Origin of the sequence: Actinacidiphila cocklensis, from assembly GCF_907177275.1 — a bacterium.
Taxonomy (GTDB): domain Bacteria; phylum Actinomycetota; class Actinomycetes; order Streptomycetales; family Streptomycetaceae; genus Actinacidiphila; species Actinacidiphila cocklensis.
The window spans coordinates 36961-59237 of sequence record NZ_CAJSLV010000050.1 but is presented as its reverse complement, the minus strand read 5'-3'; the positions used below and the strand labels follow the sequence as shown (position 1 = coordinate 59237).

Below are 22277 nucleotides of genomic sequence, written 5' to 3'. Positions count from 1 at the left end.
AGCGCGTGCCGCCGGTCCTACGGGGGGCTCAGCGGCGGCTGACGTCGGCGGCGAACCCGGCAGCGAGGGCTCCGCTCCCTCGTAAACGCTCCCCAACTCACGTCCAAAGCCGGCCGGGCGCGGACCACCGTCGGGGAGGTCCGTGCCCGGCCATTCGGCGTGCCGCTACCAGCGGATGCCGAGGGCGTCGAGTTCCGCGCGCCGCTCGGGGGTGAGTTTGGTGGCGCGTCTGCGGGCGTTGTCGAGGAACATGCCGAGCTTGTGGTCGATGCCGCCGACGGTCTCGGTGTGCTTGCGCGGGACCTGGAGGTGCCCGTGACGGTTGTGGTATTCCCTGGCGGCCCGCAGGTTGGCTGCCCATTCGTCGGCTTGTGTGCGGGGTGCTGGCGGGTCCTCGCCGGGCTCCATCGGGGTGAGGTGGAGCATGCGCTCGAGCATCCACTGCTGTGCGGGCTGCAGTTGGTCCCAGCTGCTGAGTCTCACTTCGATGTCAAGGCGGAAGCGGTGATCGCGCCCGCCGTGGTGGAGGCCGGCGGCGGGGCGATCATCAACCGGGGCTCCTGAGCCGCGGACCTGGGCCTTCCGGTTGGTGCGCTCTGCAGTTCGGCCAAGGGCGCAGTGGAGACGCTGACCCGGGCTTGGGCGGCGGAGTTCGGACCGCGGGGCGTGCGGGTGAACGCGATCTCCCCGGGAGTGGTGTTCACGCCAGTTCCGGGAGAGGCCCACCCGGCCGAGATCATGATGAAGGGCACACCTGCTGGCAGGATGGGTACCCCTGACGAGATCGCGAGCGCTGCTGCGTGTCTGGCGAGTGATGAGTCCTCGTTCGTGCACGGCATCGTGCTCGACGTCGATGGCGCCCGCACCACGGTCGCTGTCGTCGCTGGTTGGCTCAGGGCAGGTCGGTTTCGCTGACACCGACTGCCGGGGTGTCGGTCCGCGCGCGACCTCTCACGACACGCCCGCTACTCGACACCCGGCAGCAGTTCGTGTCACAGGACCGCTCAATCGCCTCGTGGTGGTCGCCTGCGTCCACTCGCCTGGCTGGTCGGGCATGGACTTTCCCCTTTGCCGTGCGGAGTCCGGGGCACAGTCCGGAGCGGAGTGAAAGACGCTGCAGGAGACTGGCGGCAGCTTCGATCCGGATTGGTCATACCTCCAGCCCAGCGGATGACTGCGGGCGTGGTGCCCTGCCCTACGGATGCGGAATTCCCGACCACCGTGCAGGCTGGCAGGGCAGGGTCTGTATGTGAGGTCCCAGCGCCGTCTCGGTATGGAGGCATGCCCGGCACGGGCATTGCGGCGCGATAGAACCCGGCGGCCGCGGCAAGCGAGCACCGTCGTCGGGAGCCCGGACCCTCTTTCCCACCACGCGCACCAGAGGACGGATTCACTCATGGCAACCTTCACCACCTCTGACGGCACGGAGATCTTCTACAAGGACTGGGGGAGCGGCCGTCCAGTCGTCTTCAGCCACGGCTGGCCGCTGAACGCCGACGCCTGGGACGACCAGCTGAAACTCGTGGCCGACCACGGCTACCGTGCCATCGCGCACGATCGCAGGGGCGGCGGTCGCTCGGACCAGACGTGGGACGGCAACGACCTCGACACCTACGCCGACGACCTGGCGCAGCTGCTGGAGCACCTGGACCTCAACGACGTGGTGCTCGTCGGCCACTCCACCGGTGGCGGCGAGGTGGCGCGGTGCGCCGCGGGGCGCGGGGCACCGCGGGTGTCCAAGCTGCTGATGCTCAGCGCGATCCCGCCGTTGATGCTGAAGACCGAGAGCAACCCCGAGGGCCTGCCCCTGGAGGTGTTCGACGGGATCCGCAAGGGCGTCCTCACCGACCGGTCGCAGTTCTACCAGGACCTCAGTGAGTCCTTCTACGGGGCCAACCGCGACGGCAACAAGGTGTCCGAGGGCGTTCGGGACATGTTCTGGCTGTGGAGCATGACGGTCGGCATCAAGGGGGCGTACGACTGCGTGAAGGCGTTCTCGGAGACCGACCTGACCGAGGACCTCAAGCGCGTCTCCGTCCCCACGCTGATCATCCACGGCGACGACGACCAGATCGTGCCCATCGTCGCGGCCGGCGAGAAGTCTGTGAACCTCGTCAAGGACTCCGTGCTGAAGGTGTACCCGGGCGCGCCGCACGGCCTGATGGCGGTCGCGCCGTTCAAGGAGATGTTCCACAAGGACCTCCTGGAATTCCTCGCGAGCTGACCTTCATAACCGGGCCTGACACCGTCACTGCGCTGGGCCCGACGCAGCCCCTCTTCCGGGCAGCCGGGCTCGTCGGCTGCCCGGCCCGCTGACGAGCCCGGCTGCCACCGTTCTGGCCGTACCGCCGGCCCGGGAGCTGCGACATCCGGACCATCCCCGCCAAGGAAGGCAGCTCGTCGACGGCCGAGGCAGCCGCTGTAGCGGGGGTAGCGGTTCCCGCGCCGGCTCGCAGAGCGCTGTTCCGCGGCTTTTCGCGCACCCCCAGTTTGCAGGTTGTGCTGCTGTGGGCATGCTCATGGCCGCGCTGCACGGGCTGCCCCGGGCGCCGGTGTGGGGCGGCCCAGTGCTGGGAAGCGGCGGCCTCGGCGGCTTCACCACATTCTCCACCTTCGCCACCGGCACCCAGCGCCTGATCGGCCACGGGCACGTCACCACCGGTCTGCTGTACGCGGTCGCGACGGTCGCGGGAGCGCTTGCCGCTTGCGGGGGCGGGCGGGCGCTGACGGCGCGGCTGCTGCTCGACCGGCCGGGCATGCCACCGTCGTGACCGCCCCGGACTGGGGCTGGCTGGTGCCGGGCGCCGCGATCGCCTCCCCCGCACGCGACTGGGCAGGTGTGCCGGCCCCGGCCTCGTCGTCCGCCGCCGCACGTTCACCCCCGGCGGCGCTGCGTACGCAACGTTCAGGACGGTCCCTTCGTGGGACCGCGCGGAGGGGCCGGTGCTCGTGTGTGCACCGGCCCCTCGCGGTGTCATCGCAGGCCGTAGGCCCGGATGATGCTCTGGGAGATGCCGCCGCCGTTGTGCTGCTTGGCGGTGACCCGGATGGACACGTAGCCGGCCCAGCGCGGGGCGTTCAGCGATGCCTTCCAGGTGCCTTTCTTCTCCCTCAGGTCCTGCCGCTGCCAGGAGACCCCGTCATCGTAGGAGACCTCGAGTTTGACCGAGGAGACCGCGTCCCGAGCCGAGTCACTGCCGAGAACCTGGGGCGTGATGGAGAAGTCCGAGGTCCGGCGCGCCCGCCCGGCTTGGTCCAGGTCGGTTCCGTAGTCCAGCTGGACCAGTGGGACGGCCTCGGCCGCCTCCTCGGGGGCGCCGGAGGTGAAGGTCCATTCGGTGTGGGTGGTGGTGGAGTAAGGGCCGAATCCGGTGTCGGCGCTGGTATCGACGACGAGTCGGTAGGGGAGTTTCTGCGGTTCCAGGCCCCAGACGTCGAGTGTGGGCGCATCTTGGGTTCTGCGTTGCGCCAGCAGGTTGCCGCCCTGGTAGAGCGAGAACGTCCCCGGCATCAAGGTGGCATAGCCGTTGTGTGCGGATCCTCCGTCGCCGGCGGCTCCCGTCGTGAACAGGCTCATGCCGCTCCCGCCGCGGAACGGGATCTCGGCACTGGTCAGGCGCGGCCGTGTGATGGGGCCGAACCAGCGGTCCTTCTGCACGCTGCCCCGCTGGTAGGTCTGCACGTCGGTGTTGGACCTCCAGCCGTCGATGTCGGCGTACTGCTGCCACTTGACGTCGGGTGAGGCCGAGACCCAGTCGGTCCGCCGGCCCGGGGTGACCGGTTCCAGCGGGAACCGTGCGACCCGCACCATCCCGTACACGGCGTGCGGGTTGGCGGCCGGCCCGTATTCGTACGGCGGGCTGTCCTCGCGGCTCTCGAGGATCTGCTCACCGTGGGGCGGGGTGAAGTCGAGATCAATCCGGGCGAGACTGTGGGGATCCGTTGCGGGCGAGGGGTCCTTCGGCACCCCTCCCTGGTGGTAGTCGGCGAGGTCGTACAGGTACTTCGGTGCGGGATGGGCCTCGACCGCCAGCGCTACCCGGCCGCTTGCGGCGGCGGTGATCGTCTTGATCAGTGCTTCTCCCTCGTCCGTGGTGACCGAGGCGACCGGGATCTGCCCGGTCGTCTGGCCGTCGGGGTTGCCGTACCAGTCGACTCCCCGGCCGTCGCCGTCGTTGACCACCAGGAGCATTGCCGCACCGGCGGCGTGCGCCGCGGCTGCCTGATCCGTGGGGAATACGGTGTCGCCGGCCCGTACGACCACCGCCTTGCCGCCGGCGGACAGGCCGGCGTAGTCGGCCGGCGAGCCACTGCCCGCGAAGACGGCGTCCAGGCGTTTCGTGCCGTCCGGCAGCAGCGGGGTACCTGGCTGCACCACCAGGGCGTCATCGAGGCTGTGCCCGCCGTACGCGATCTTCAGCGGAGTCTGCACGGCACGGATCCGCGTGGTGAAGACGAAGCTGCCCTTGGTCACCTTGCCCCTGGTGGGGAGGGCCCACAGGCTGTCGTAGGCGGCCGAGGGCCAGAAGTTCTCGTGCAGGGCCTGCTGGTCACTGGGTGTGGGCGTGGTGGAGGTGAAGGAGCGGTAGACGTCGATCCTGGTGGTGGAGATGCTCGTCGGCTTGGGTGTCGCCACCTTCACCTGGCGTACCCCCGAGGCGTCGAGATCGATGTCCCGGTCGGCCGTCAGGTCGAATTCGGGAACGGTCAGCAGCGCGAATCCGAGGGAGTGGGGTCCGTGCAGACCCGGCACCTCCACCGTGGCCACCGCTGTGTACGAGCCGGGTGCCCATCGGCTGGTGAGCGTCCCGTCCTGGACCCACTTGTCGGTGGTCCTCCCGTCGGCGCCCGTGATCTCGACGTCACCGCTCAACGGCTGGCCGGCCTGGTCCTTCAGGTGGATGGTGAGGTCGTACTTCTCCGATTCGACGGAGACCCCCACGGCTGTGTGCACTTCACCGGCGGCGGAGCGCGCGGTGACCTGGGCGGCGTACTGGCCAGGGGCCAGCCCGTTCGGGTCCACCACGATGTCGACCGTGGAGGATCCGTGCGCCGGTACGGTGGCGCTGTCGGCGGCCGGCGTGAACACCCCTGCGGGCGAGGCTTCGTGGGTGGTCGACAGATCCAGCGTGATCGACGTGTCCGAGGTGTTGGTGTACGTGATCTGCCGGGTGATCTGCTTCCGCTGCGGGTCGGTCGACCAGGGAACGAGCCCCGCATCCACCGATCCGGTCGCGAAGACCTGGTCCAGGTCGTAGGCGGCGGCCACGTTCAGCCGGCCGCTGCCGGCCTGGTAGGGGCTGTAGCCGGGGGTCGGCACGCTGGTGCTCATCAGCGCGTCCTTGATCTGCTGCCCGGTCCAGTCGGGGTGCTTCTGGGCCAGCAGGACCGCTGCCCCGGCGACGTGGGGCGCCGCCATGGAAGTGCCGCTGTCCGAGCGGTAGTAGCCGTCGCCTCCGTCGTTCATGTACTGCGAGCGTGCCGCCAGGATGTCCACGCCGGGAGCGGTCAGGTCCGGCTTGAGGCCGTCGTCGTCCATGCGCGGCCCGGCGGCGGAGAAGTCGGCGAGGTGGTCGGATGAGTCCACCGCGCCGACGGTGAGCGCGGCATCGGCGGTTCCCGGTGCGGTCACGCTGTAGGGGCTGTTGCCCGTGTTGCCCGCGGCGATGACGAAGAGCGCGCCCGTCTCGGCGCTCAGCTGGTTCACCGCCTGGCTCAGCGGGTCGTCCTGGGTGCGCCAGACCGGAGTGCCCAGGCTCATGTTGATCACCCTGGCGTGCTCGGTCCGCGCCGCCCACTCCATGCCCTCGATGATCCCCGACATCGCTCCCGACCCGTCGTCGCCGAGGACCTTGCCCACCACCAGATCGGCGTCGGGGGCCACTCCCCGCTCCTTGCCGTCGGAGGCGGCGCCGGTACCGGCGACGGTGGAGGCGGTGTGGGTTCCATGGCCGGCCCGGTCGATGATGTCCGTACCGGGGACGAAGTTCTTCGACGCCACGACGCGGTTCACCAGGTCCGGGTGGGTGGGGTCCACCCCGGTGTCCAGTACCGCGACCCGGACCCCGGCCCCCGTACCCCCCGCGGCCCAGGCCGCGGGAGCGCCGATCTGGGCGGTGCTGTCGGCGAGCGTCGCCTGCGCCTTGCCGTCGAGCCACACCTTGTCGACACCGTCCGCGAAGGACGTCGCGGCGTCAGGGACTTCACCGGTCCGCGTCGTCAACGGCTTGGATTTCTGCCGTTCGTTGCCGGTGAGGGCGGACCAGAAGGCGGCGGCCTTCGACCGGTGGGCTCGAACCGCCTCTCCGTGGACGGACGGAAGGCTCAGCGTGGTCTCGGCTCCCGGCAGGTCGCGGCTGGGCGGCTGGGCGACCGGGCCCTTGGCGGCGTCGGATCTGACGGTGGCCGAGTCCTTCGTGTGCGTGACGATCAGGGGGAGTTCGCTGCTGTGCGCGTCGTCGTAGCCCTGGGCCATCAGCTGGGTGACGTCGAAGAGCTGCTTGTCGAGGCGGCCGGTCGCGATGAGGGGCATGGCCTGGTCGGGGTACACATAGGTGTCCCCGTCCTCGATGGAGGTGCGTACCGAACCGGTGGCGCCCGGTCCGCGCTTGACGGCATCCACCGAGAGGGCTGATCCGCTTGATCCCGGAGTCACCGTCACTTTGTCGCCGGTGATCAGCGTCACGGTGACAGGCGCACGGCGCGGGCCGTCGGCTGCGGTCGGCGTCGCCGCCGGCGGTATCGGCGGGGGGGCGCCCTGGGCCTGCACAGGGGTGATCAGCGTGGCGACGAAGACAGCCCCGATCAACACAGCGGATCTTCGGGTGAACGGGAGCTCCACGTTGTCTCCAGAGTTGGTGAGCGGCGTTTGCGATCAGAACGTAAAGCCGGAACATCACAAGATCTTGAACTGCCTGTAACCGCGCCGCTTTTCAGGCCGGGCGTCCTGACCGGGCAGGCGTGCGGCGGAAGGGATAATCGATCAAGACCTGGAGTCTCAGCGGACTCGGCCCTGCCCGCGGGGCCGACCGCGGGGACGGTAGAGCCTCCGGAGACTTGGAGTGCGCCGTTTGCGGAGCGTGCCCTGCCTGACCGTCTACCGTGTCTGATCCGCGGTGGCGGATGCTGAGGGAACGCGGGCAGTCCATGCCGCGTGCGGCCCGGTCCCCGCACCCGGCCATGCGGTTCGGTCAGGCTGGGCCCCGCGCGGCCTCACCGCGCGTGCCACTCCCTGGCGCTGGCCTCGTAGACGCTGCGGCGCGCGCGGTTGAGGTTGCCGAGCGGGCGGAAATCCGCCGGAGCGTGCCAGGGGTTGAACGCGAGGGTGTCGATGCGGTCGCGGGTGGCCCGGCCCTGCGGGCCGAGGATGTCCTGGGCGGGGATCGTCAGGGTCGCCACGCCGAGCCAGGGAGAGTCGCTCTCCTTCCACTCCACTGCACCGTCCTCGATCGGTGTCTGCCGCTCGCTGACGTACTTCTGGATGTGCAGGCAGAAGCGCACCGGCGAGTTGGTCAGCCGGACGGCGAGGTCGGCTCGGCGTCCTCGTCCACACACGTCCCACGTGGGAGGACCCTGCCGGTGAAGGGACGTCCCCGGTCATTCCGTGCGAGCCCCAAACCTCCACTCCTACGGTGCGAACCTCGCCGCGAAACCGGTTGCCGCACGGGCTGGTTGCCGCGGACACTGGCGGGCGTGCTGCACCCCTGGTCGCCCTGCCTGTTGAGCTGGGACGATGTGGACCCCGCCGGTCACCCTTTCGACAGTGCCGGTGTGGACGACGTCGTACGGTCCCTGCCGGCCGCCCGAAACGTACCGATCAACCCGCACCTGCACCCGCTGGACCCGGCGATCCACGCCTGGCGGAAGGAGGCCGGCACCTGGGCCGACGCTGTCACCTACGGTCTCGCTCAGCACTACGGCGACTGGGTCGTCGGCTGGCAGTGGGGTATCGGGGAGTCCGAGTTCGATGGCGGCCCCGTTGCCGGTTGGTGCCACGCTTGCCACTCGATCCGTGACGATCCGGACGAGACCCTCGACGCGGTCGCCGAGGCCCTGCGTGAGTGGCGGGACTGGTTGGAGAACCTGGCCTGGCGCTTCGAGGCGTACCCTCTGCAACTCGCCGACATCGACGACCAGCGCATCTTGTGGGAGCGCACCGCGAGCGCCCTGATCCTCCAGGTCGGCGACCGCACCGAAGGCGCCAGCGGCTGGTACGCGCACTGCAGGCAGGTGCTGGGCTGGTACCTCACCCGGTGGGGGATACCGGAACCGCACGCGGCCCGCCTGGTCAAGGAGGCCGTCGGCGGCCGCTTCCGCAGTTGGTGCAGCCCCGACCCGGCGACCGCCGACGAGATCGCCGGTCGGCTGACCGCGCCGCTGCGCCCGCAGGACGCCGCCACGCCCGCCGCCGATCCGCTGCCCGACCATCTGGCGCGCTGGCTTCAGGTCCGTGCGGCCGAGCGCTGGGCGGACGTGCCGGACGGCGGCCCGGGCGGCCCCGTCACCCCGGCACGCGACGGCGCTGCGGAGAACTTCCGCGACTTCGACGCCCGCATCGACCCAGCCCGTGCCGAGGGCCTGCTCGCCGCCCTCGACCTCCTGCGGGCCGACGCGGCGTCCGGCGCCCATCTCGACACCGGCCTTCTCGCAAGGTGGCAGCAGCACGTCCTCGGCACCCCGCACCCGCCCGCCTTCCGCACGCTCCCGGCCTTCGCCAAGGGCGGCCGGGAGCGGTACGGCATCGGCCCGGACACCCGGGCACGGCTCGACGCATGCCTGGCCGAAAGCGCACCCGACGCGCCCGGAGCCCTCCCACTGACGGCGCGGGCCGCCCGGGCCTACCTCGACGTCTGCTTCTTCCACCCCTTCGACGACGGCAACGCCCGCTGCGCCCTCCTCACCCTGCTGTTCGTCCTGGCCCGCGAGGGCGTCGGGCTCGCGGGCGTGGGCCTGCTCCGGAAAATCACGGTCTACGCCGACGTCGCGGGTGAGGGCAGCAGCCTCGCCGGCACCATCGCGTTCTACATCAGCCAGGCCAGGAGCGAAGCCGCTGAGGCGGCCGGGTGAGGCTCGGTGGGGCGACCGGAGTATCGGCCACCCGGTCGTGATGGACGTGCCGTACCCCGGTGTGGGCGTCGGAGACGACGAGTTGGACTCCGCTCAGGCCGCGGGCGGTCAGAGATCGCAGGAACGCCAGCCAGCCGGCGCCGTCTTCTGCGGTCGCGACGTCGATGCCGAGGATCTCGCGGTGGCCGTCGGCGTTGACCCCGACCGCGACCAGGGCGTGGACGCCTGTGATTCGGCCCTGTTCGCGGACCTTCTGGGTGAGGGCGTCGACCCAGACGAACGCATACGGGCCGGCGTCCAGCCGGCGGTTGCGGAAGGCCGTGACCTGGTCGTCCAGGTGCTTGGCCATCGCGCTGACCTGCGACTTACTCAGCTGTGTCATGCCGAGGGACTGAGCGAGTTTCTCCACCCGGCGGGTGCTGACGCCGAGGAGGTAGGCCGTCGCGACGACGCTGATCAGGGCCTGTTCGGCCCGGCGGCGGCGTTCCAGCAGCCAGGCCGGGAAGTAGCTGCCGGTCCGCAGCTCAACGCGTCGGTGAACGTCTTGACCATCGCGCGCAGCAGATCCGGACTCGCCGAAGCGAGGTTGTCCTCGGTGAGGGCGTGCAGGGGCAGACTGTCAGGTGCGGTCATCGTGCTGATCTCCTTCGAGGCTTTAGACACTTCGAAGATCGGCCGGTGGCCGTCTCTCTATGCGGGCACCAACCCGGACGCCGGGACAAACCCCCGGATCAGGTCCAACCCGCTACACCACTTCCAAGGACGCAACCTCGACGGATAGGTGGCCGAGATCGCAAGGCGCCTCGCGGGCTGGCCGTAGCGGGTGGTTACGGAAGGTTCTCGCCGAGACCCCCAGGCCCACCAGACGTGACCCGAGTCGCTCACTTCGCTGAAATCGCTCAACCTTCGCTGTGAGAGGTCAGGAGACCGACGGCAAGAGAGCGTGCAAGAGGCCGTTCAAGGGATCGTGCAAGACAGCGTGCGAGGGACCGTGCGGACCGATTCGCCGGGCCGTCCTGGAAACCGGTCCTGACCTGGGGTTGTGATGCCGGGTGTGCCAAACAAGCATGCCGACTTCCCCTCTATCTCACCCCTTCGCGCCCGCCAGGAAAGGCAGGGCGGGCGCGTGTGGGGCGGGATTTCGGGGTGAGGGCGTGGGTGGTCGGTGTCCCGGCGTCCGGTGTGCCGGCCGCCGCGACGGGGCTGTGCGGCAAGGGGCGCGGCCGCAATCCCCGGGCACCCCAGCACAGCCGCTGTACGCCCGTGTGGCGCCCTGACGCTCGGGGACAGGGCAGTTGTGCCGCCGGCGTCCCACAGCGGCCAAGACACAGCACGAAGCCCCGGGCAGCAAGCCCGGGGCTTCGTGCTCGGGGGAGCGGTCAGCGGCTGTCCCCAGCCGCCCCGGCCGGGGTGGCGGCCGCCCAGCCGATGCCCAGCGCGGCGAGGGCGGTGAGTTTGTCGCGGCGCTGCTTGGTGTTGGAAATCCATACGCCCAGCTTCACGGTCACCGGCTCGGTCTCGCTGTCGACGGTGATCTGTTCGCTGTGCGTTCTCGGTACGGGCCGGTCGGCGCCTTCCCACCCACTGCGCGAGGGCTGCCAGACCCCGCTGGAACGCCTGCGCCCCTTTGCCCGCTCCCTTCGCCGCGCCCCGGCTGCCGGGGCGGGCGATGGGATCGCAGGGGGCTGCATGCCCAGCTTGGTCAGCCGCTCCTGCTGCTCGGTCGACAACTGCCTCCAGGTGCTGGGCTCCTGCTGCCGCCACCGCCACTTGCCCAGATAGTCGCCGTCCCAGATGACGCCCGGCGCCAGGTAGGGCAGGCCGCGCGACGCGGGACCAAACCAGCGTCAGCCGCCATGCCTCCAACGCGGTCACCTCGGGCAGCGCGGCGCGGATCGCGGTGACGGTGCGCTCGGTGGTGTGGTGCTGCTGCTGGCAGCGCCGTCGGATCTGGGCGGCCTGCGTGGCGATGGCCGCGCGGCGCGCACGGGTGATCGTGGGCATGGGCGCACCTCCAGGAGGCGTCAGCGGCTCACCGTAGCTGAGGAGCCCGCGGCCGGGCAGGGCGCGAACGGCATGGGCGGGAGCATTGCGGGCGACCCGCAATGCTCCGGCGCCGCACCGGCAATGACGCGCCACCCCTGCCCGCCGATGGTGGTACCAGCCCGGCCGGCAGCCGGCTGGGGTGACGAAGGGGAGGCAGCGATGTCCGAGCAGAGCAGCACGACCACGGAGGGCGCCGGACTGGTCCGCGCCCGGCGCGCGGTCGCCGCCGCGCCCACTGGCGTGTTCGGCGGGACCAGGGCGGGTCGCGGGCACTCGGCCGCCGACGAGCGCCGTCAATTGCGGCGGACAGTCCATTGGCGCGACCTTCTGATTCGGCCTCTCGAAGATCAGCCTCGCCGCTCGAGGAATGCCGCGCAGGCCCCGGACGTCTCCCACCGGATACAACGGTTCGTCGCAGAGTTGACGGACCGGCCGCTGCGCTACCTCGTGAGCATGACTTACCACGGTGACCACACCTTCGGGAACTTGGCTTCCCCGCCGAGACGGTGATCGTGTCCTCCCGGGCCAACAAGGAGAACATGGCCGACCTCCGCTACGAAAAGGCAATCATGTCCGGCAACATGTACGGCGACGAGAAGGCGTTCGACGCCGTAACCCACTGGCGCACACCTGACGTGGTGTTCGACACCTTCGCCGAGATCGATCTGGGCGGCCGGACCGTGCAGTTGCGGCACTTCGGCCCGGGAAAGGGTCCCGGTGACACCGTCGTCTACGATTCCGGAACGGGCACCGCCTGGACCGGCAACTTCCTCTGCCATGCGGGCATCGCGCACATGCTGCTGCAGGGCGAGCCCCGGCCTTACGTCACCTCACTGCGTCGCATGAAGGAGTCGTTGCCGCAACTGCGGACGATCGTGCCGGGCCACGGACCGATGGGTGATGGTCACGCCGCGATCGACACCCTCATCGGCTACCTCGAACGGCTCCACGAGGAGGTCGAGACCGCGGTCGCGGCGGGCCGCTCACTCACCGAGACGGAGACCGCATGCACCAACCTCTGGGCCGAGGGTCTCGACCCGGCCCTTGCCCGGGTGATGGCCGAATACCCGGGCCCCGGGGACATCGCCCGGGAACGCATGCTGGGCCTGTGCCGCAACCTGCACCGCCTCAACGGGGTGACGGCCTACCGCCTGTACTCGGCCCATGACGGCCGAGCGAAGGCGTAGACCTCGATTCTTCAGCGGCGTGACGGAATCGCCTTGTGCGGCTGGTTGTCTGTTATGTCCCTCACCGTGTGGGGACGGGTCGTCGCGTGACGCTGGGGGCGTCGGGAGTGCCCGACGATGCCGCCGGCCCTCGCCCACGTCAGCGCAGGGGGCGGCAGCTCTCAGCGCTCGACGAGCCACTCGACGTCGACGACCGAGGCCGGCAGCGGCGTACCGTCACTGCCGACGAGCCGTGCCGCGGCGACCTTGGCCGGCTCGGGCAGCGCGGCGGCGTTCCAGGAGCCGAAAGGTAGCAGCGGCAGGTCGAGGGCGTGCTGCCACTGGCCGTCGGAGGTGTGGCACACCTCCACCCTGGCCCCGCGCAACTGCTCCAGCCGTTCGAGCGAACCGCCCGACCACACACCGTTGCTCTCGTAGGGGGTCACCCAGCCGCCAGCGGGAGGCGAGGGGCGGAAGCGGAGGTCGGTGAGCACGAGCGGTTCGGCGAAGCTCACGACCGATCCGCGATCGGCGACCCTGGTGGCGCCGCGCCGGTCGCCCAGTGGCGAGTGGCCGATCTCGTCGACGAGGTCCAGGAACTCGTCGACGCTGCGCTGCCGCGCGCCGCCCCACAACCGGTCGGCGAGCACCTGCCTGGTCCGCACCGAGTACCACTCGAAGTACGCGTCGTCGACGTCGCCGCTCATGTCCGCCCAGACGCAGTACTGGTAGCCGAGGAGCAGCGGGTGGCGCCGCGGCTCCCACTGCTCGTACAGCCAGCGCGGGTCGGCGCAGCGCGCCCGGTGGTCGTCGCTGTGCGGGTAGCCCGGATACCCGAGCGGGGTGATGTAGTGGCTCTCGAACGGGGTCGAGATGACGCGGTACCCGGAGTGCAGGAACCAGTCGATCTCGTGCTCCGTCTGCGACCAGGCGAGGATGACCATGTCCCGCGACGGGCTCGTGGTGCGCGGGCTGGTGCCCTCCCACCAACTCCAGATCTCGGTGTCCCGGCCGTCCGCCGCCAGCAGCCTGCGCACCTCCTCCAGGTAGTCCAGCAGTCCGTCGACGGCGTGGTAACCGGGGTCGAGGTGGCGGGCGTGGCCGAGAAGGGTGGAGGAGGCCTCCAGGATCTCGCCGTCCTGCCACTCGTCGCCGCCGATGTGCACGCTGGGGGAGTCGAGGCCGTCGGCGACCGCCCTGACGAACCCGTTGAGCCATCTGCGGTTGCTCGCCCGGGTGATGTCGACGGTCCAGCCCTCGTCGGCGGGCGACTCGCCGAACTCGGAGGAGTTCATGGTGTGCTCGTCGGCCGGGAAGGCCAGCGCGGGATTCGCGCGGACGAACGCGGTCGCGTGCGAGGGCAGGTCGATCTCGGGGATCACGTCGATGTGGTGGGCGCGTCCCAGCGCGACGATCTCATGGAGTTCGGCAAGGTCGTACGACTGCTCCGCGGCGACATGGCGGTACTCGGGCGAGTCCACGTGCACCCGTACTGCGTTCCAGTCCGTCAGGTGGAGGTGCAGCCGGTTGAAGCGCCGCCATTCGAGGTCGTCGAGCAGCTCGCGGAGGTAGTCGGGAGACCAGTAGCGGCGTCCGAGGTCCAGCATCGCGCCCCGCACGCGCTGGGTCGGGTAGTCGAGGGTGTGGCCCTTCGGGAGCTCGGGCGAGCGCCGGAGCAGCTGGATGAGGGTCTGCAACCCGTAGGCGACCCCGGCGAGGTCGCCGCCGGCGATGTCCACCCCGTCGCTGATCCGGAAGAGGTAGCCCTCCGCGGGCAGTTGCGGTTCGACACGTACCGAGATGTCACCCGGGGCCGGCTTCGCGCTGCCCGTTCTCACCGCGAGTCCGGCCCCGGTCAGCCGCACCAGCTCGGAGCGGTAGCGGGCCACCTCGTCCGCGGTCTCCGCGGTGACGGCGACGCGCGCGCCGTCGTCGAGCACGAGCGCCCCGTCCTGGGCGATCCACTGCCGAAGCGCCGGTACGACCAGGGGCGCGCCCTCGTCCGCGACGTTTCCGAATGTCATCTGATGCCCCTCTGTGTGGTCCGTGCCATCACAGCTGATCTGCGACGGGTGGTGTCATACGGTTGTGGAAGTCGGCACTCACCTGCTCCTACGGCACCCGTCACTCCTCACAGGGCCTCGGTGAGGAAGTCGAGCCGGCGCAGCTGCTGGAACCCCTCGCCGCCTTCGTGCCCGTTGAACTCCCAGAGCTTCATGTCCGCGGGCCCGGCGTAGGCGTTGAAGGCCGCGTACGCCGTCGAGGGCGGGCAGATCGGATCCATCAGCGCCGCACTGAACAGCGCCGGGACGGTGGCCCGCCGGGCGAAGAACACCCCGTCGACGTAGGAGAGCGTCCGCATGGCCTGCTCGACCAGGTCGCGCCGGGCGCGCAGGAATCCCACCACTTCCAGGTACGGGCCGTCGGTCGCAAGTTCACAGCCGCGCCGGATGTCGCAGAGGTAGGGCACGTCGGCGATCAGGCAGCGCACGGGAGCCCCGAGCCCGGCCGCCGCCAGCGCCACGCCGGCGCCGGCGCTGCCGCCCATCAGCGCGATGCGGTCCGCGTCGACGGCCGGATGCCCGGCGATCGCACGTACCGCGCACACCGCGTCCGTGATGACCCGCCGGTAGTAGTAGCCGTCCGGGTCGGCCAGGCCGCTGGTCATGAAGCCGGGGTAGTGCGGCTCCGGCGAGGCGTCGGGATCGGGCGTGCCGCCGACCAGCCAGTGCGCACCCTGGCCGCGCAGGTCCATGATGAAGTGGGCGTACCCGGCGGCCGAATAGACGAGCGAGTCGTGCGGTAGGCCGCGCCCGCCCCCGTATCCGGGTATCTCCACCACGCACGGCAGCGGCCCCTCGGCGTGGGCCGGCACGAGCAGCCACCCCCGGACCCGGCTTCCCCCGAAGCCGGCGAGGGCCACGTCCTGCACGGTGACGGTGCGCAGCCGGGTCTCGTACGGCTCGAAGCTCGCCTCCGGCCGGGTCGCCGCAAGGGTGCGCTTCCAGAAGGCGTCGAAGTCGGGCGGCTCCGGGGTGGCGCACGAGTAGGCAGCGAGCTGCGGGAGCGGGAGATCGGTCAGGGGCATCGAGGCGCCCTCCCCTCATGTGGTTGCGGGCCGGCGCCGTGTTCCTGACGGTGGCGCCTTGCGGACGTGCCGGGGGGTGCGGGTGTCACAGCAGGTCGGCGGGTACGGCAGAGGGGAGGGACGGCGACAGCAGCCGCCGAGTCGTCCGCAGGCCCCATTCGTCCAGTTCCGCTATGGAGTCGCTGGAGCTGCGCAGTCCCGCCGACTGCTCGATCCAGCGTGCCCACTGCTCCCGCTGCTCCACCTTGGGGGCGACGAGCAGGCAGTCGGGATCGTTGATCCAGAAGCGGCCGTGCTGCCACTCCCGTGCCATGCCGGTGGCCAGCGCGTTGCGCGAGGATGGCAGGGACCCGTCGCCCGAGGGGTGGTCGAGCGCCGAGGCGGTGTCAGGACTGACCCGCATGATGTCGACCAGGCCGAGGCTGGGGAAGATCGGCGCACCGCACCCCAGCAGGACCGCGTCGGGACCGACCGCGGCGCGTACCGTCCGCAGGCCCTGGCGGTAGGCCTCGATGGGGGTCACGTCGGCGTCGTGGTGGGGCCCTGGCAGGGCTCCGGCGTAGAGGAAGTCGAGCTTGTAGAACGAGAAGCCCATGTCGCGGAACGACCGGAAGACCGTGTCGAGGTACTCCAGCGCGCCCGGATGCGTCAGGTCGAGGGCGGCGAGGTCCTGCGTCCAGCCGCTTCCGGCGTCGACGCCGCGCAGGAACCAGTCCTCGTGGTCCCGCCACAGCCTGCTACGGTGCCCGGCGAGGAACGGAGCAGTCCACAGACCGGCGTGCCGGCCCGTGTCCGTGATGCGCCGGGCAAGTACCCCGAGGTCGCCGAAGCCGGGACGCGGTTCCAGCCAGTCCCCGATCTCGGCCTGGTAGCCGTCGTCGATCTGGACGATGCGCACGTCGAGGCCGGCGGGCTCGAAACGCCCCAGGTCGTCGAGCACCTGCGCGTCGGTGACCTGGTCCCAGTAGCAGTACCAACTGCACCACATGGGGCCGACGGGCTTCGGGGCGGCCAGGCCGAGCTGCGCCACCAGTTCGTTGGCCCAGCGGCCGATCGCGCCGGGGATGCCGTTGGGGCCGTTGTCGACGCGCGTCTCGACGTGCCCGTTCGCGGTGATCTCCAGCCCTTCCGCGACGGCCGAGACACGTATCGACGGGACCTCGTGGCGCGGATCGGGTGACGCCACCAGTGTCACCGGGGCACCCGGCTCGGGTTGGACGGCGAGCAGTCCCTCGCCCTGGAATCCGGTGGCCGGCGGCGGAACGTCGCCGCGCCAGTTGCTCAGATAGGTCTTCTCGAACGTCGGCCGCGGCGAGGTGCCGCTGCCGGGGTAGATCCCCGACGGGCTCCACGACTGCCACCCGTGTTCGTAGACACGTGCGACCTCCGGATCGCACGTGACCCTCGCCACCGGTGAGAACCGGCCGGCCGTGCCATGGGAGGTGTCGTTCATTTCCCCACTCCAGTCGTGAGGCCGGAGACGATGCGCCGGCCGAGCCACACGTATGCTCCGAGCACCGGGAGCACCATGATGCAGACGCCCGCGAACAGGCCGCCCCAGTTGGACGTGTACTGCATGGACGCGTAGAGCGTCAGAACCGATAGCCCGAGCGGGTCCTTGGTGTTGCTGCTGATGAACACCAGCGACAGGAAGGCCTCGCTCCACAGGCCCACCGCGGTCAATATGCCGGCGGTGACCACGCCGGGCTGCGCCAGCGGCAGCATGATCTGCACGAAGGTGCGGAGCCGGCCGGCCCCGTCGATCTGCGCCGCCTCCTCGAGTTCACCGGGCAGTGTCGAGAAGAACCCGGTGAGCAGGAAGACCGCGAAGGGCAGCGAAGCGCCGACGTAGAGCAGTCCCAGACCGAACAGGCTGTCCACCATGGACAGATGCGAGAGCCCGATGTACGCGGGAATCACGATCGTCTGGGCCGGTATCCCCATGCCCATGACGAAGTAGACGGTCAGCAGCCGCCCGCCGCGGAAGACGAAGCGGCTCAGGGCGTAGGCCGCCGGGCAGGCCAGCACGAGGACGACCAGGGTCGAACCCCCCACCAGCAGGATCGAGTTGAGGAACGCCCGCGCGAGGTCCGAACTGTTCCACACGCGGCTGTAGTTCGACCACTCCGGGTGAGTCGGCGGCGACCAGGGCGAATTGAAGACCTGCCCGCTGTTCTTCAGTGAGGCGAAGATCATCCAGAGGAAGATCGCGAGGTTGAACAGCACCCAGAGCCAGGTGATCAGACGGCCGAGCAGCGAGGCCGGCCCGATCCGGGTGCTGCGCACGGTACGCCGCCTGCGACGCGGTGCCCGCGCGGGGACGCCGCCGGAGGCGGCCGATGCTGGTCCTACCGCGGTCGCCATCAGAACTCGATCCTTTCGCGCCGCATCAGCCGCTGGATCAGCACCACGAGGACCGCGATGATCAGCAGCATGATCACCGTCATGGCGCAGGCGCTGCCCAGCGCCGGTTGCCCGGTGTTCGCGAAGCCGGTGTAGTAGACGTACAGCGCCGCGGTCCAGTTCGTGGCCGACGGCGGGGTGCCGACGCCGGTGAAGGCGTAGATGAACTCGAACGTCTTCATGGCGTTGATGACCCAGAGCACCGCCATGATGCCGACGACGTCCCAGGACAACGGGAGCGTGATCAGCCGGAACTTCTGCCACCGTGTGGCGCCGGCGAGGTCGGCGCTCTCGTAGTAGTAGGGCGGTATGCGCTCCACGCCGGCCATCAGGATGGTGACGAAGAAGCCGGTGAACATCCACCCCATGCCCGTCATCATCATCGGGAAGATGAGCTTGGGGCCCAGCCAGACCTGCGTGAACGAGCCCAGTCCGACCTCGTTGAGCGTGGTGTTCACCAGCCCCCGGGTCGGGTCGAGCATGAAGCCCCAGACGATGGCGATGATCACCGGGCTGACGAGGAACGGGAAGAACAGCACCGCGCGTACGAAGCCGCGGGCGCGCATCTCGCGCATCGTCATGGTGAGGACGAAGCTCATCACGAACACCGCGATGCCGACGAAGAACAGCACCTTGAAGGTGTTGACGAACGAGGAGCGGAACGCCTCGTCGCGCAGCGCCTGACGGTAGTTCCGCAGACCGATGTACTTGGGATCGTCGCCCGTACCGCTGTACCGGAACAGGCTCAGGGCCACCGATGCGACAGCGGGCGCGATGTACACGGCCGTGTAGACGACGAAGGCCGGTAGCAGGAAGAGGAGAACGGTTCTGCGGCTTCCTGCCTTCTGGTGGCGTGGCGGGCTCGGTGTCTCACCGCCGACCACGGCTGGTGCGCGTCTGATGCCGCTGATGGTCAAGGCTCTGCTCCGGTGGCTTGGAACGGGCTTGGAACGGATTCGTCGCGGGGCGAGCGTGCTGCGGCCACACGGGGTGGCCGCGACACGAACGTGAGGGTCAGCTGTGGGAGGCCCAGTAGCTCTTGCTCGACGACACGAGCTTGTCGACGAACTTCTCCGGACTCGTCTCGCCGAAGAACAGCTGGTCGTCGGCGACGTCGAAGACGTTCGTCCAGTAGTTGGGGTAGATCGACGGAACGCCGTCGAGGTATCTGGTGACCACCGGGGCGTCGGCCAGCTGCTTCTGCACCGAGGCGAGCGTCGCCGGGGCGGGGACGTCGGGCCGCGAGGGTATGACGCCCGCCTTGGACGAGAGCTCGCTCATCCACCTCTTGCTCATGAAGTACGCGATGAACTTCTGCGCGGCGGCCGGGTTCTTGGCCTTCTTGGTGATGCCGAAGCCCACCGACTGGCTGTCGACCGACATCTGCCCGTTCGGCACGCTGGGGAAGGTGACCGAGTCGTAGTCGAAGCCGGAGGCCGCGTAGTTCTTCGTGTCGGACGCGGCCCAACTGCCCATGAGCAGGTACAGCGCCTTGTTCTGCGACCACGCCTGCTGGCCGGCCGGCAGCTTGCTGCCCTGGTAGCCGGACAGCATGTTCCCCTTCCCCTTGACGAGCTTCTCCAGCGCCTGCGCCGCGGCCAGGAACTTCGGGTCCCTCCAGGTCTGGCCGGTCTTGTCGGCCGCAGCCTTCCGGATCCACTCCGGGCCCAGGTAACGGCTGACCAGCTGCGTGAGCCAGTAGGCGTTGTAGTCGGGGATCGTCCCGTCGTCCGCCACGCACGCCATGCCGTGCGCCACGGCCTTCCCGCACGTGTCGAGCAGTTCGTCGAACGTCTTGGGCGGTGTGGCGCCGATCTTCTGCATCATCTTGTCGTTGAACCACAGCGACGTGACCAGCGTCTGGTACGGCACCAGCGCGTACTGCCCCTTGTCGTCCTTGAGGAACTTGACCGAGGCCGGCGGTATGACCTGCGCGACCGTCTTCGACTCGCCCGGTACGCTGCGGCCGTAGACGGCGTCCACGCCCTGCAGGACACCGGAGTTGGCGGCGGAGAGCAGGCTCTCCGAGGAGTCGTCGACCAGGTCGGGGACCTTCGAGGTGTTGTTGGCCGTGTCGACCTGCTTCATCACCTGCCGGCCGGAGAACTGCGCCCGGACCTTGATGCCGGTCTCCTTGGTGAAGGAGCCGATGGCCTGCTGGATGACCTGCTGCTGCGGTTCGCCCTTGTTCCAGGTCGACCAGTAGGTGATGGTTTTGGAGTCCTCGGTCCCCATGGAGCCGCTGCTGCCGCACGCCGCCAGCGTCCCGGCCAGAACCGCGGCCGCGGCGCCGGCCGCCAGGATTCGCATTCGCTTCCGCACTGGTGTCCTCCTTCCGTGTCACGCACGCTGACCTGTTGGCGCGCTCCATGGCCGGGCTCACTACCGTCGTCTGTCGGTTTCGTGCCCGTGGTATGCGCGTTCGCGTCCGGCCCGCAGAGCGGGCGACTGCGACGACGAATACAGCGTTCGATTGGAAGCCCCCACCGGGATGACCTACGACGGCGGGCGGCTTGGCACAGAACTTTGCATGAGGGACTGGACCCTGTCCAGAAGAAATCGTATTTTATTTTTTCATCGGCGACCGAGGGAGACCCGTGACCCACTGTTCGTCACTGGACGACGACGTCACACTGTGGCGCGAGAGGCGCGGCCATCGGATGGCCGCGCCGTACCGAGGGGGGACCCCATGACCGCCGAGCTGCCGCGCGGCCTCCATGGCCAGGTGGTCAACGAGTTGGGCGCGAGGATAATGTCCGGTCGGCTGCTGCCGGGTGCGACACTCGACCGGGCCGCTCTGGAGGCGGAGTTCGGTGTGAGCCGGACCGTGCTGCGGGAGTCCCTGAAGGTGCTGACCGCCAAGGGGCTGGTGGCCGCACGCCAGAAGCGGGGCACGTACGTGACCGACCCCGCGCGCTGGAACACCCTCGACGCCGACGTACTGCGCTGGCGGCTCTCGCAGCAGCCGACGCACGCGCTGCTCGACCAGCTGACCGAGATCCGGCTGATCATCGAACCGGGTCTCGCGGCCCTCGCCGCGCGCCGCCGGGACGACATCGATCTCGCCACGATGGAAGCCGCACTGACCGCCATGGAGCAGAACCTGGACGAGCCGTCACTCGCCGTCGAGCACGACGTCGTACTGCACCGGGCGGTGCTGCGCGCGACCCACAACGACCTGGCGACGAGCCTCGACACTGTGATCGACCAGGGCATACGGCAGAGCTACCGGCTGGCAGACGACAACGGGCCCGAGGAAGGACCGCTGCCGCCGCGGCGGCGCCTCCTCGACGCGATCCGCGACCGCGACCCGGCGCTGGCGGAACGCGTCATGCAGGAGCTGATAAGGACCGGCCACGGCGTCGCCGTCGCCCACCGCCACAGTGCCCATGCCGACGCCGCCCGAAGCGGCTGACGGGTCCGGTCCCCGGACTGGGCGGTCGACGGTGAGAGCCGACGGGGACATGTGGACGCAGATCCCGGAGGCGGACCTGCTGATCGCCGGGCGCTTCGAGGAGCAGCCGGGACACACCGTCTACCGTGAGCGGGGCGCGCGGAACTGGATGGTCAGCCTGACCGTCTCCGGGACCGCCGAGTACGTGGCCGGCGGGCGCCACCTCACCACCGGCCCCGGAGACCTGGTCGTCATCACGCCGGGGACGCCCCAGCACTACCGGGCCGCGGGGGACACCCCCTGGGGCTACTGGTGGGCACACTTCCAGCCCCGGCCCAGCTGGTTCGGCTGGCTGCGCAGGCCCGAGCTCGCTTCCGGCCTCAGCCTCGCCCCGCTCGGGCCGGGGGAGGGGCTGCGAGCCGCGGACGCGGCCTTCGCCCGTGTGCACCGCAACGCGATGTCGGCCACCGTCGACGCCCCGCAGGGCCGCGTGCCCGTGGACCGCGGACCGCGGCCCGGCGCATACGCCACCGCACTCGCCCTCAACGGGATCGAGGAACTGCTGCTGATGGCCGCCACCGCGCTGGAGCCGAGCGCAGGCGCGGGGCCGGACCCGCGGGTGCGGCAGGTGCTCGACCAGATCGCCGCCGACCCCGCCGCCCCGCTCCACGTAGACGCGCTGGCGCGGCAGGTCGCGCTCTCCCCGTCCCGGCTCGCCCACCTCTTCCGCGCGGAGACCGGCGACTCCATCGGCAATGTCGTGCTGGCCACCCGGCTGCGCAGAGCCGCGACGCTGCTGGAGACCACCGGGCTGCCGGTCGGCCGGATCGGCGCCGAGGTGGGCTTCGCCTCGCCGTACCACTTCAGCCGCCAGTTCCGGCAGCGCTTCGGGGTGCCGCCGACCGCCTACCGGGCCGGTCACGGGCGCAGGTGACACGGCGGACGTTCGGCACCGACCGCCGCGCGACGCGCCGCCCGACAATCGGTGGCGTGCAGGCCAAGTCCCGTCCCTGTAGCAGTTTCCGGCAAAACTGCGACCCGTCCCTGCATGGCCGCTCCGGCCGGCCGCTGCATAGCGTTCCCCCACGTGCTACCCGCCGCGGCCGTCTCGTCG

18 protein-coding genes and 2 pseudogenes are annotated in these 22277 nt (G+C 70.1%); 8 read left to right on the top strand and 12 right to left on the bottom strand.

Annotation, left to right across the window (positions count from 1 at the left end; all coding sequences use genetic code 11):
* Positions 1 to 165: 165 nt before the first annotated feature.
* Complete coding sequence (locus NFU81_RS14020; RefSeq protein WP_251489483.1) at positions 166 to 426, bottom strand: helicase associated domain-containing protein; 261 nt, start codon at positions 424 to 426, stop codon at positions 166 to 168.
* A 75-nt stretch (positions 427 to 501) separates the two neighbouring features.
* Here NFU81_RS14020 and NFU81_RS14015 point away from each other — a divergent pair.
* The 3 genes and pseudogenes from NFU81_RS14015 to NFU81_RS40825 all read left to right on the top strand — a co-directional run.
* Positions 502 to 915 (top strand): annotated as a pseudogene (locus tag NFU81_RS14015) (SDR family NAD(P)-dependent oxidoreductase); the annotation flags it as partial.
* A gap of 481 nt (positions 916 to 1396) precedes the next feature.
* A complete protein-coding gene (locus NFU81_RS14010; RefSeq protein ID WP_251489481.1) occupies positions 1397 to 2224 on the top strand; it encodes an alpha/beta fold hydrolase in 828 nt (275 codons plus the stop codon).
* 76 nt (positions 2225 to 2300) lie between these two features.
* Positions 2301 to 2771, top strand: a complete 471-nt coding sequence (locus tag NFU81_RS40825; RefSeq protein ID WP_308208288.1) for a fluoride efflux transporter FluC — start codon at positions 2301 to 2303, stop codon at positions 2769 to 2771.
* A 203-nt stretch (positions 2772 to 2974) separates the two neighbouring features.
* On the opposite strand, the gene NFU81_RS14000 is transcribed toward NFU81_RS40825, so the two are convergent.
* On the bottom strand, positions 2975 to 6811 hold the full coding sequence (locus tag NFU81_RS14000; protein WP_251489479.1) for a S8 family serine peptidase: 3837 nt from the start codon (positions 6809 to 6811) through the stop codon (positions 2975 to 2977).
* Between the two features lie 401 nt (positions 6812 to 7212).
* On the bottom strand, positions 7213 to 7554 hold the full coding sequence (locus NFU81_RS13995; RefSeq protein ID WP_251489477.1) for a catalase family protein: 342 nt from the start codon (positions 7552 to 7554) through the stop codon (positions 7213 to 7215).
* Between the two features lie 216 nt (positions 7555 to 7770).
* Here NFU81_RS13995 and NFU81_RS13990 point away from each other — a divergent pair, with 216 nt between their 5' ends.
* The gene (locus NFU81_RS13990) at positions 7771 to 9066 is read left to right on the top strand and encodes a cell filamentation protein Fic (RefSeq protein WP_308208284.1); all 1296 of its coding nucleotides are present in this window, start codon (positions 7771 to 7773) and stop codon (positions 9064 to 9066) included.
* A gap of 49 nt (positions 9067 to 9115) precedes the next feature.
* Here NFU81_RS13990 and NFU81_RS13985 read toward each other — a convergent pair.
* The 3 genes and pseudogenes from NFU81_RS13985 to NFU81_RS13975 form a co-directional block, all read right to left on the bottom strand.
* Positions 9116 to 9592, bottom strand: a pseudogene (locus NFU81_RS13985) (IS256 family transposase); the annotation flags it as partial.
* Complete coding sequence (locus NFU81_RS13980; protein ID WP_251489473.1) at positions 9523 to 9699, bottom strand: hypothetical protein; 177 nt, start codon at positions 9697 to 9699, stop codon at positions 9523 to 9525. The pseudogene NFU81_RS13985 and the gene NFU81_RS13980, both read right to left, overlap by 70 nt.
* 746 nt (positions 9700 to 10445) lie before the next feature.
* Complete coding sequence (locus NFU81_RS13975) at positions 10446 to 10796, bottom strand: hypothetical protein (protein ID WP_422665200.1); 351 nt, start codon at positions 10794 to 10796, stop codon at positions 10446 to 10448.
* 190 nt (positions 10797 to 10986) lie between these two features.
* Between NFU81_RS13975 and NFU81_RS13970 the strand changes: the two genes are divergently transcribed.
* Complete coding sequence (locus NFU81_RS13970; protein ID WP_251489471.1) at positions 10987 to 11622, top strand: hypothetical protein; 636 nt, start codon at positions 10987 to 10989, stop codon at positions 11620 to 11622.
* A 29-nt stretch (positions 11623 to 11651) separates the two neighbouring features.
* Positions 11652 to 12299, top strand: a complete 648-nt coding sequence (locus NFU81_RS13965) for an MBL fold metallo-hydrolase (RefSeq protein ID WP_251489469.1) — start codon at positions 11652 to 11654, stop codon at positions 12297 to 12299.
* A gap of 161 nt (positions 12300 to 12460) precedes the next feature.
* Here NFU81_RS13965 and NFU81_RS13960 read toward each other — a convergent pair whose 3' ends face one another.
* From NFU81_RS13960 to NFU81_RS13935, 6 genes are all read right to left on the bottom strand, one after another.
* A complete protein-coding gene (locus NFU81_RS13960; RefSeq protein WP_251489467.1) occupies positions 12461 to 14302 on the bottom strand; it encodes a family 20 glycosylhydrolase in 1842 nt (613 codons plus the stop codon).
* A gap of 107 nt (positions 14303 to 14409) precedes the next feature.
* Positions 14410 to 15366 (bottom strand): acetylxylan esterase, encoded by a 957-nt coding sequence (locus tag NFU81_RS13955; RefSeq protein ID WP_251489465.1) that lies wholly within the window; start codon positions 15364 to 15366, stop codon positions 14410 to 14412.
* Positions 15367 to 15451: 85 nt separating this feature from the next.
* A complete protein-coding gene (locus NFU81_RS13950; RefSeq protein WP_251489463.1) occupies positions 15452 to 16819 on the bottom strand; it encodes a glycoside hydrolase family 36 protein in 1368 nt (455 codons plus the stop codon).
* Entirely contained in the window at positions 16816 to 17730 is a 915-nt protein-coding gene (locus NFU81_RS13945) for a carbohydrate ABC transporter permease (protein WP_251489460.1), read from the bottom strand. Before NFU81_RS13945 ends, NFU81_RS13950 begins: the two co-directional genes overlap by 4 nt.
* A complete protein-coding gene (locus tag NFU81_RS13940; protein WP_251489458.1) occupies positions 17730 to 18686 on the bottom strand; it encodes a carbohydrate ABC transporter permease in 957 nt (318 codons plus the stop codon). The genes NFU81_RS13945 and NFU81_RS13940 overlap by 1 nt, the downstream gene beginning before the upstream one ends.
* A gap of 97 nt (positions 18687 to 18783) precedes the next feature.
* Positions 18784 to 20091 (bottom strand): ABC transporter substrate-binding protein, encoded by a 1308-nt coding sequence (locus NFU81_RS13935; protein ID WP_251489455.1) that lies wholly within the window; start codon positions 20089 to 20091, stop codon positions 18784 to 18786.
* Positions 20092 to 20458: 367 nt separating this feature from the next.
* On the opposite strand from NFU81_RS13935, the gene NFU81_RS13930 reads away from it, so the two are divergent.
* Together NFU81_RS13930 and NFU81_RS13925 are read left to right on the top strand one after the other, a co-directional pair.
* Positions 20459 to 21184 carry a FadR/GntR family transcriptional regulator gene (locus NFU81_RS13930; protein ID WP_251489453.1) on the top strand — a complete coding sequence of 242 codons (726 nt, stop codon included), beginning with the start codon at positions 20459 to 20461 and terminating at the stop codon, positions 21182 to 21184.
* Between the two features lie 31 nt (positions 21185 to 21215).
* Positions 21216 to 22097 (top strand): helix-turn-helix domain-containing protein, encoded by an 882-nt coding sequence (locus NFU81_RS13925; RefSeq protein WP_251489451.1) that lies wholly within the window; start codon positions 21216 to 21218, stop codon positions 22095 to 22097.
* Positions 22098 to 22277 lie beyond the last annotated feature (180 nt).

What these genes read in the sequence shown, in the direction of transcription:
- NFU81_RS14020 (WP_251489483.1), bottom strand. Translation starts at nt 426, where the DNA reads ATGCTCCACCTCACCCCGATGGAGCCCGGCGAGGACCCGCCAGCACCC.
- NFU81_RS14010 (WP_251489481.1), top strand. Translation starts at nt 1,397, where the DNA reads ATGGCAACCTTCACCACCTCTGACGGCACGGAGATCTTCTACAAGGAC.
- NFU81_RS13965 (WP_251489469.1), top strand. Translation starts at nt 11,652, where the DNA reads ATGGCCGACCTCCGCTACGAAAAGGCAATCATGTCCGGCAACATGTAC.
- NFU81_RS13950 (WP_251489463.1), bottom strand. Translation starts at nt 16,819, where the DNA reads ATGAACGACACCTCCCATGGCACGGCCGGCCGGTTCTCACCGGTGGCG.
- NFU81_RS13960 (WP_251489467.1), bottom strand. Translation starts at nt 14,302, where the DNA reads ATGACATTCGGAAACGTCGCGGACGAGGGCGCGCCCCTGGTCGTACCG.
- NFU81_RS13930 (WP_251489453.1), top strand. Translation starts at nt 20,459, where the DNA reads ATGACCGCCGAGCTGCCGCGCGGCCTCCATGGCCAGGTGGTCAACGAG.
- NFU81_RS13980 (WP_251489473.1), bottom strand. Translation starts at nt 9,699, where the DNA reads ATGACCGCACCTGACAGTCTGCCCCTGCACGCCCTCACCGAGGACAAC.
- NFU81_RS13955 (WP_251489465.1), bottom strand. Translation starts at nt 15,366, where the DNA reads ATGCCCCTGACCGATCTCCCGCTCCCGCAGCTCGCTGCCTACTCGTGC.
- NFU81_RS13945 (WP_251489460.1), bottom strand. Translation starts at nt 17,730, where the DNA reads ATGGCGACCGCGGTAGGACCAGCATCGGCCGCCTCCGGCGGCGTCCCC.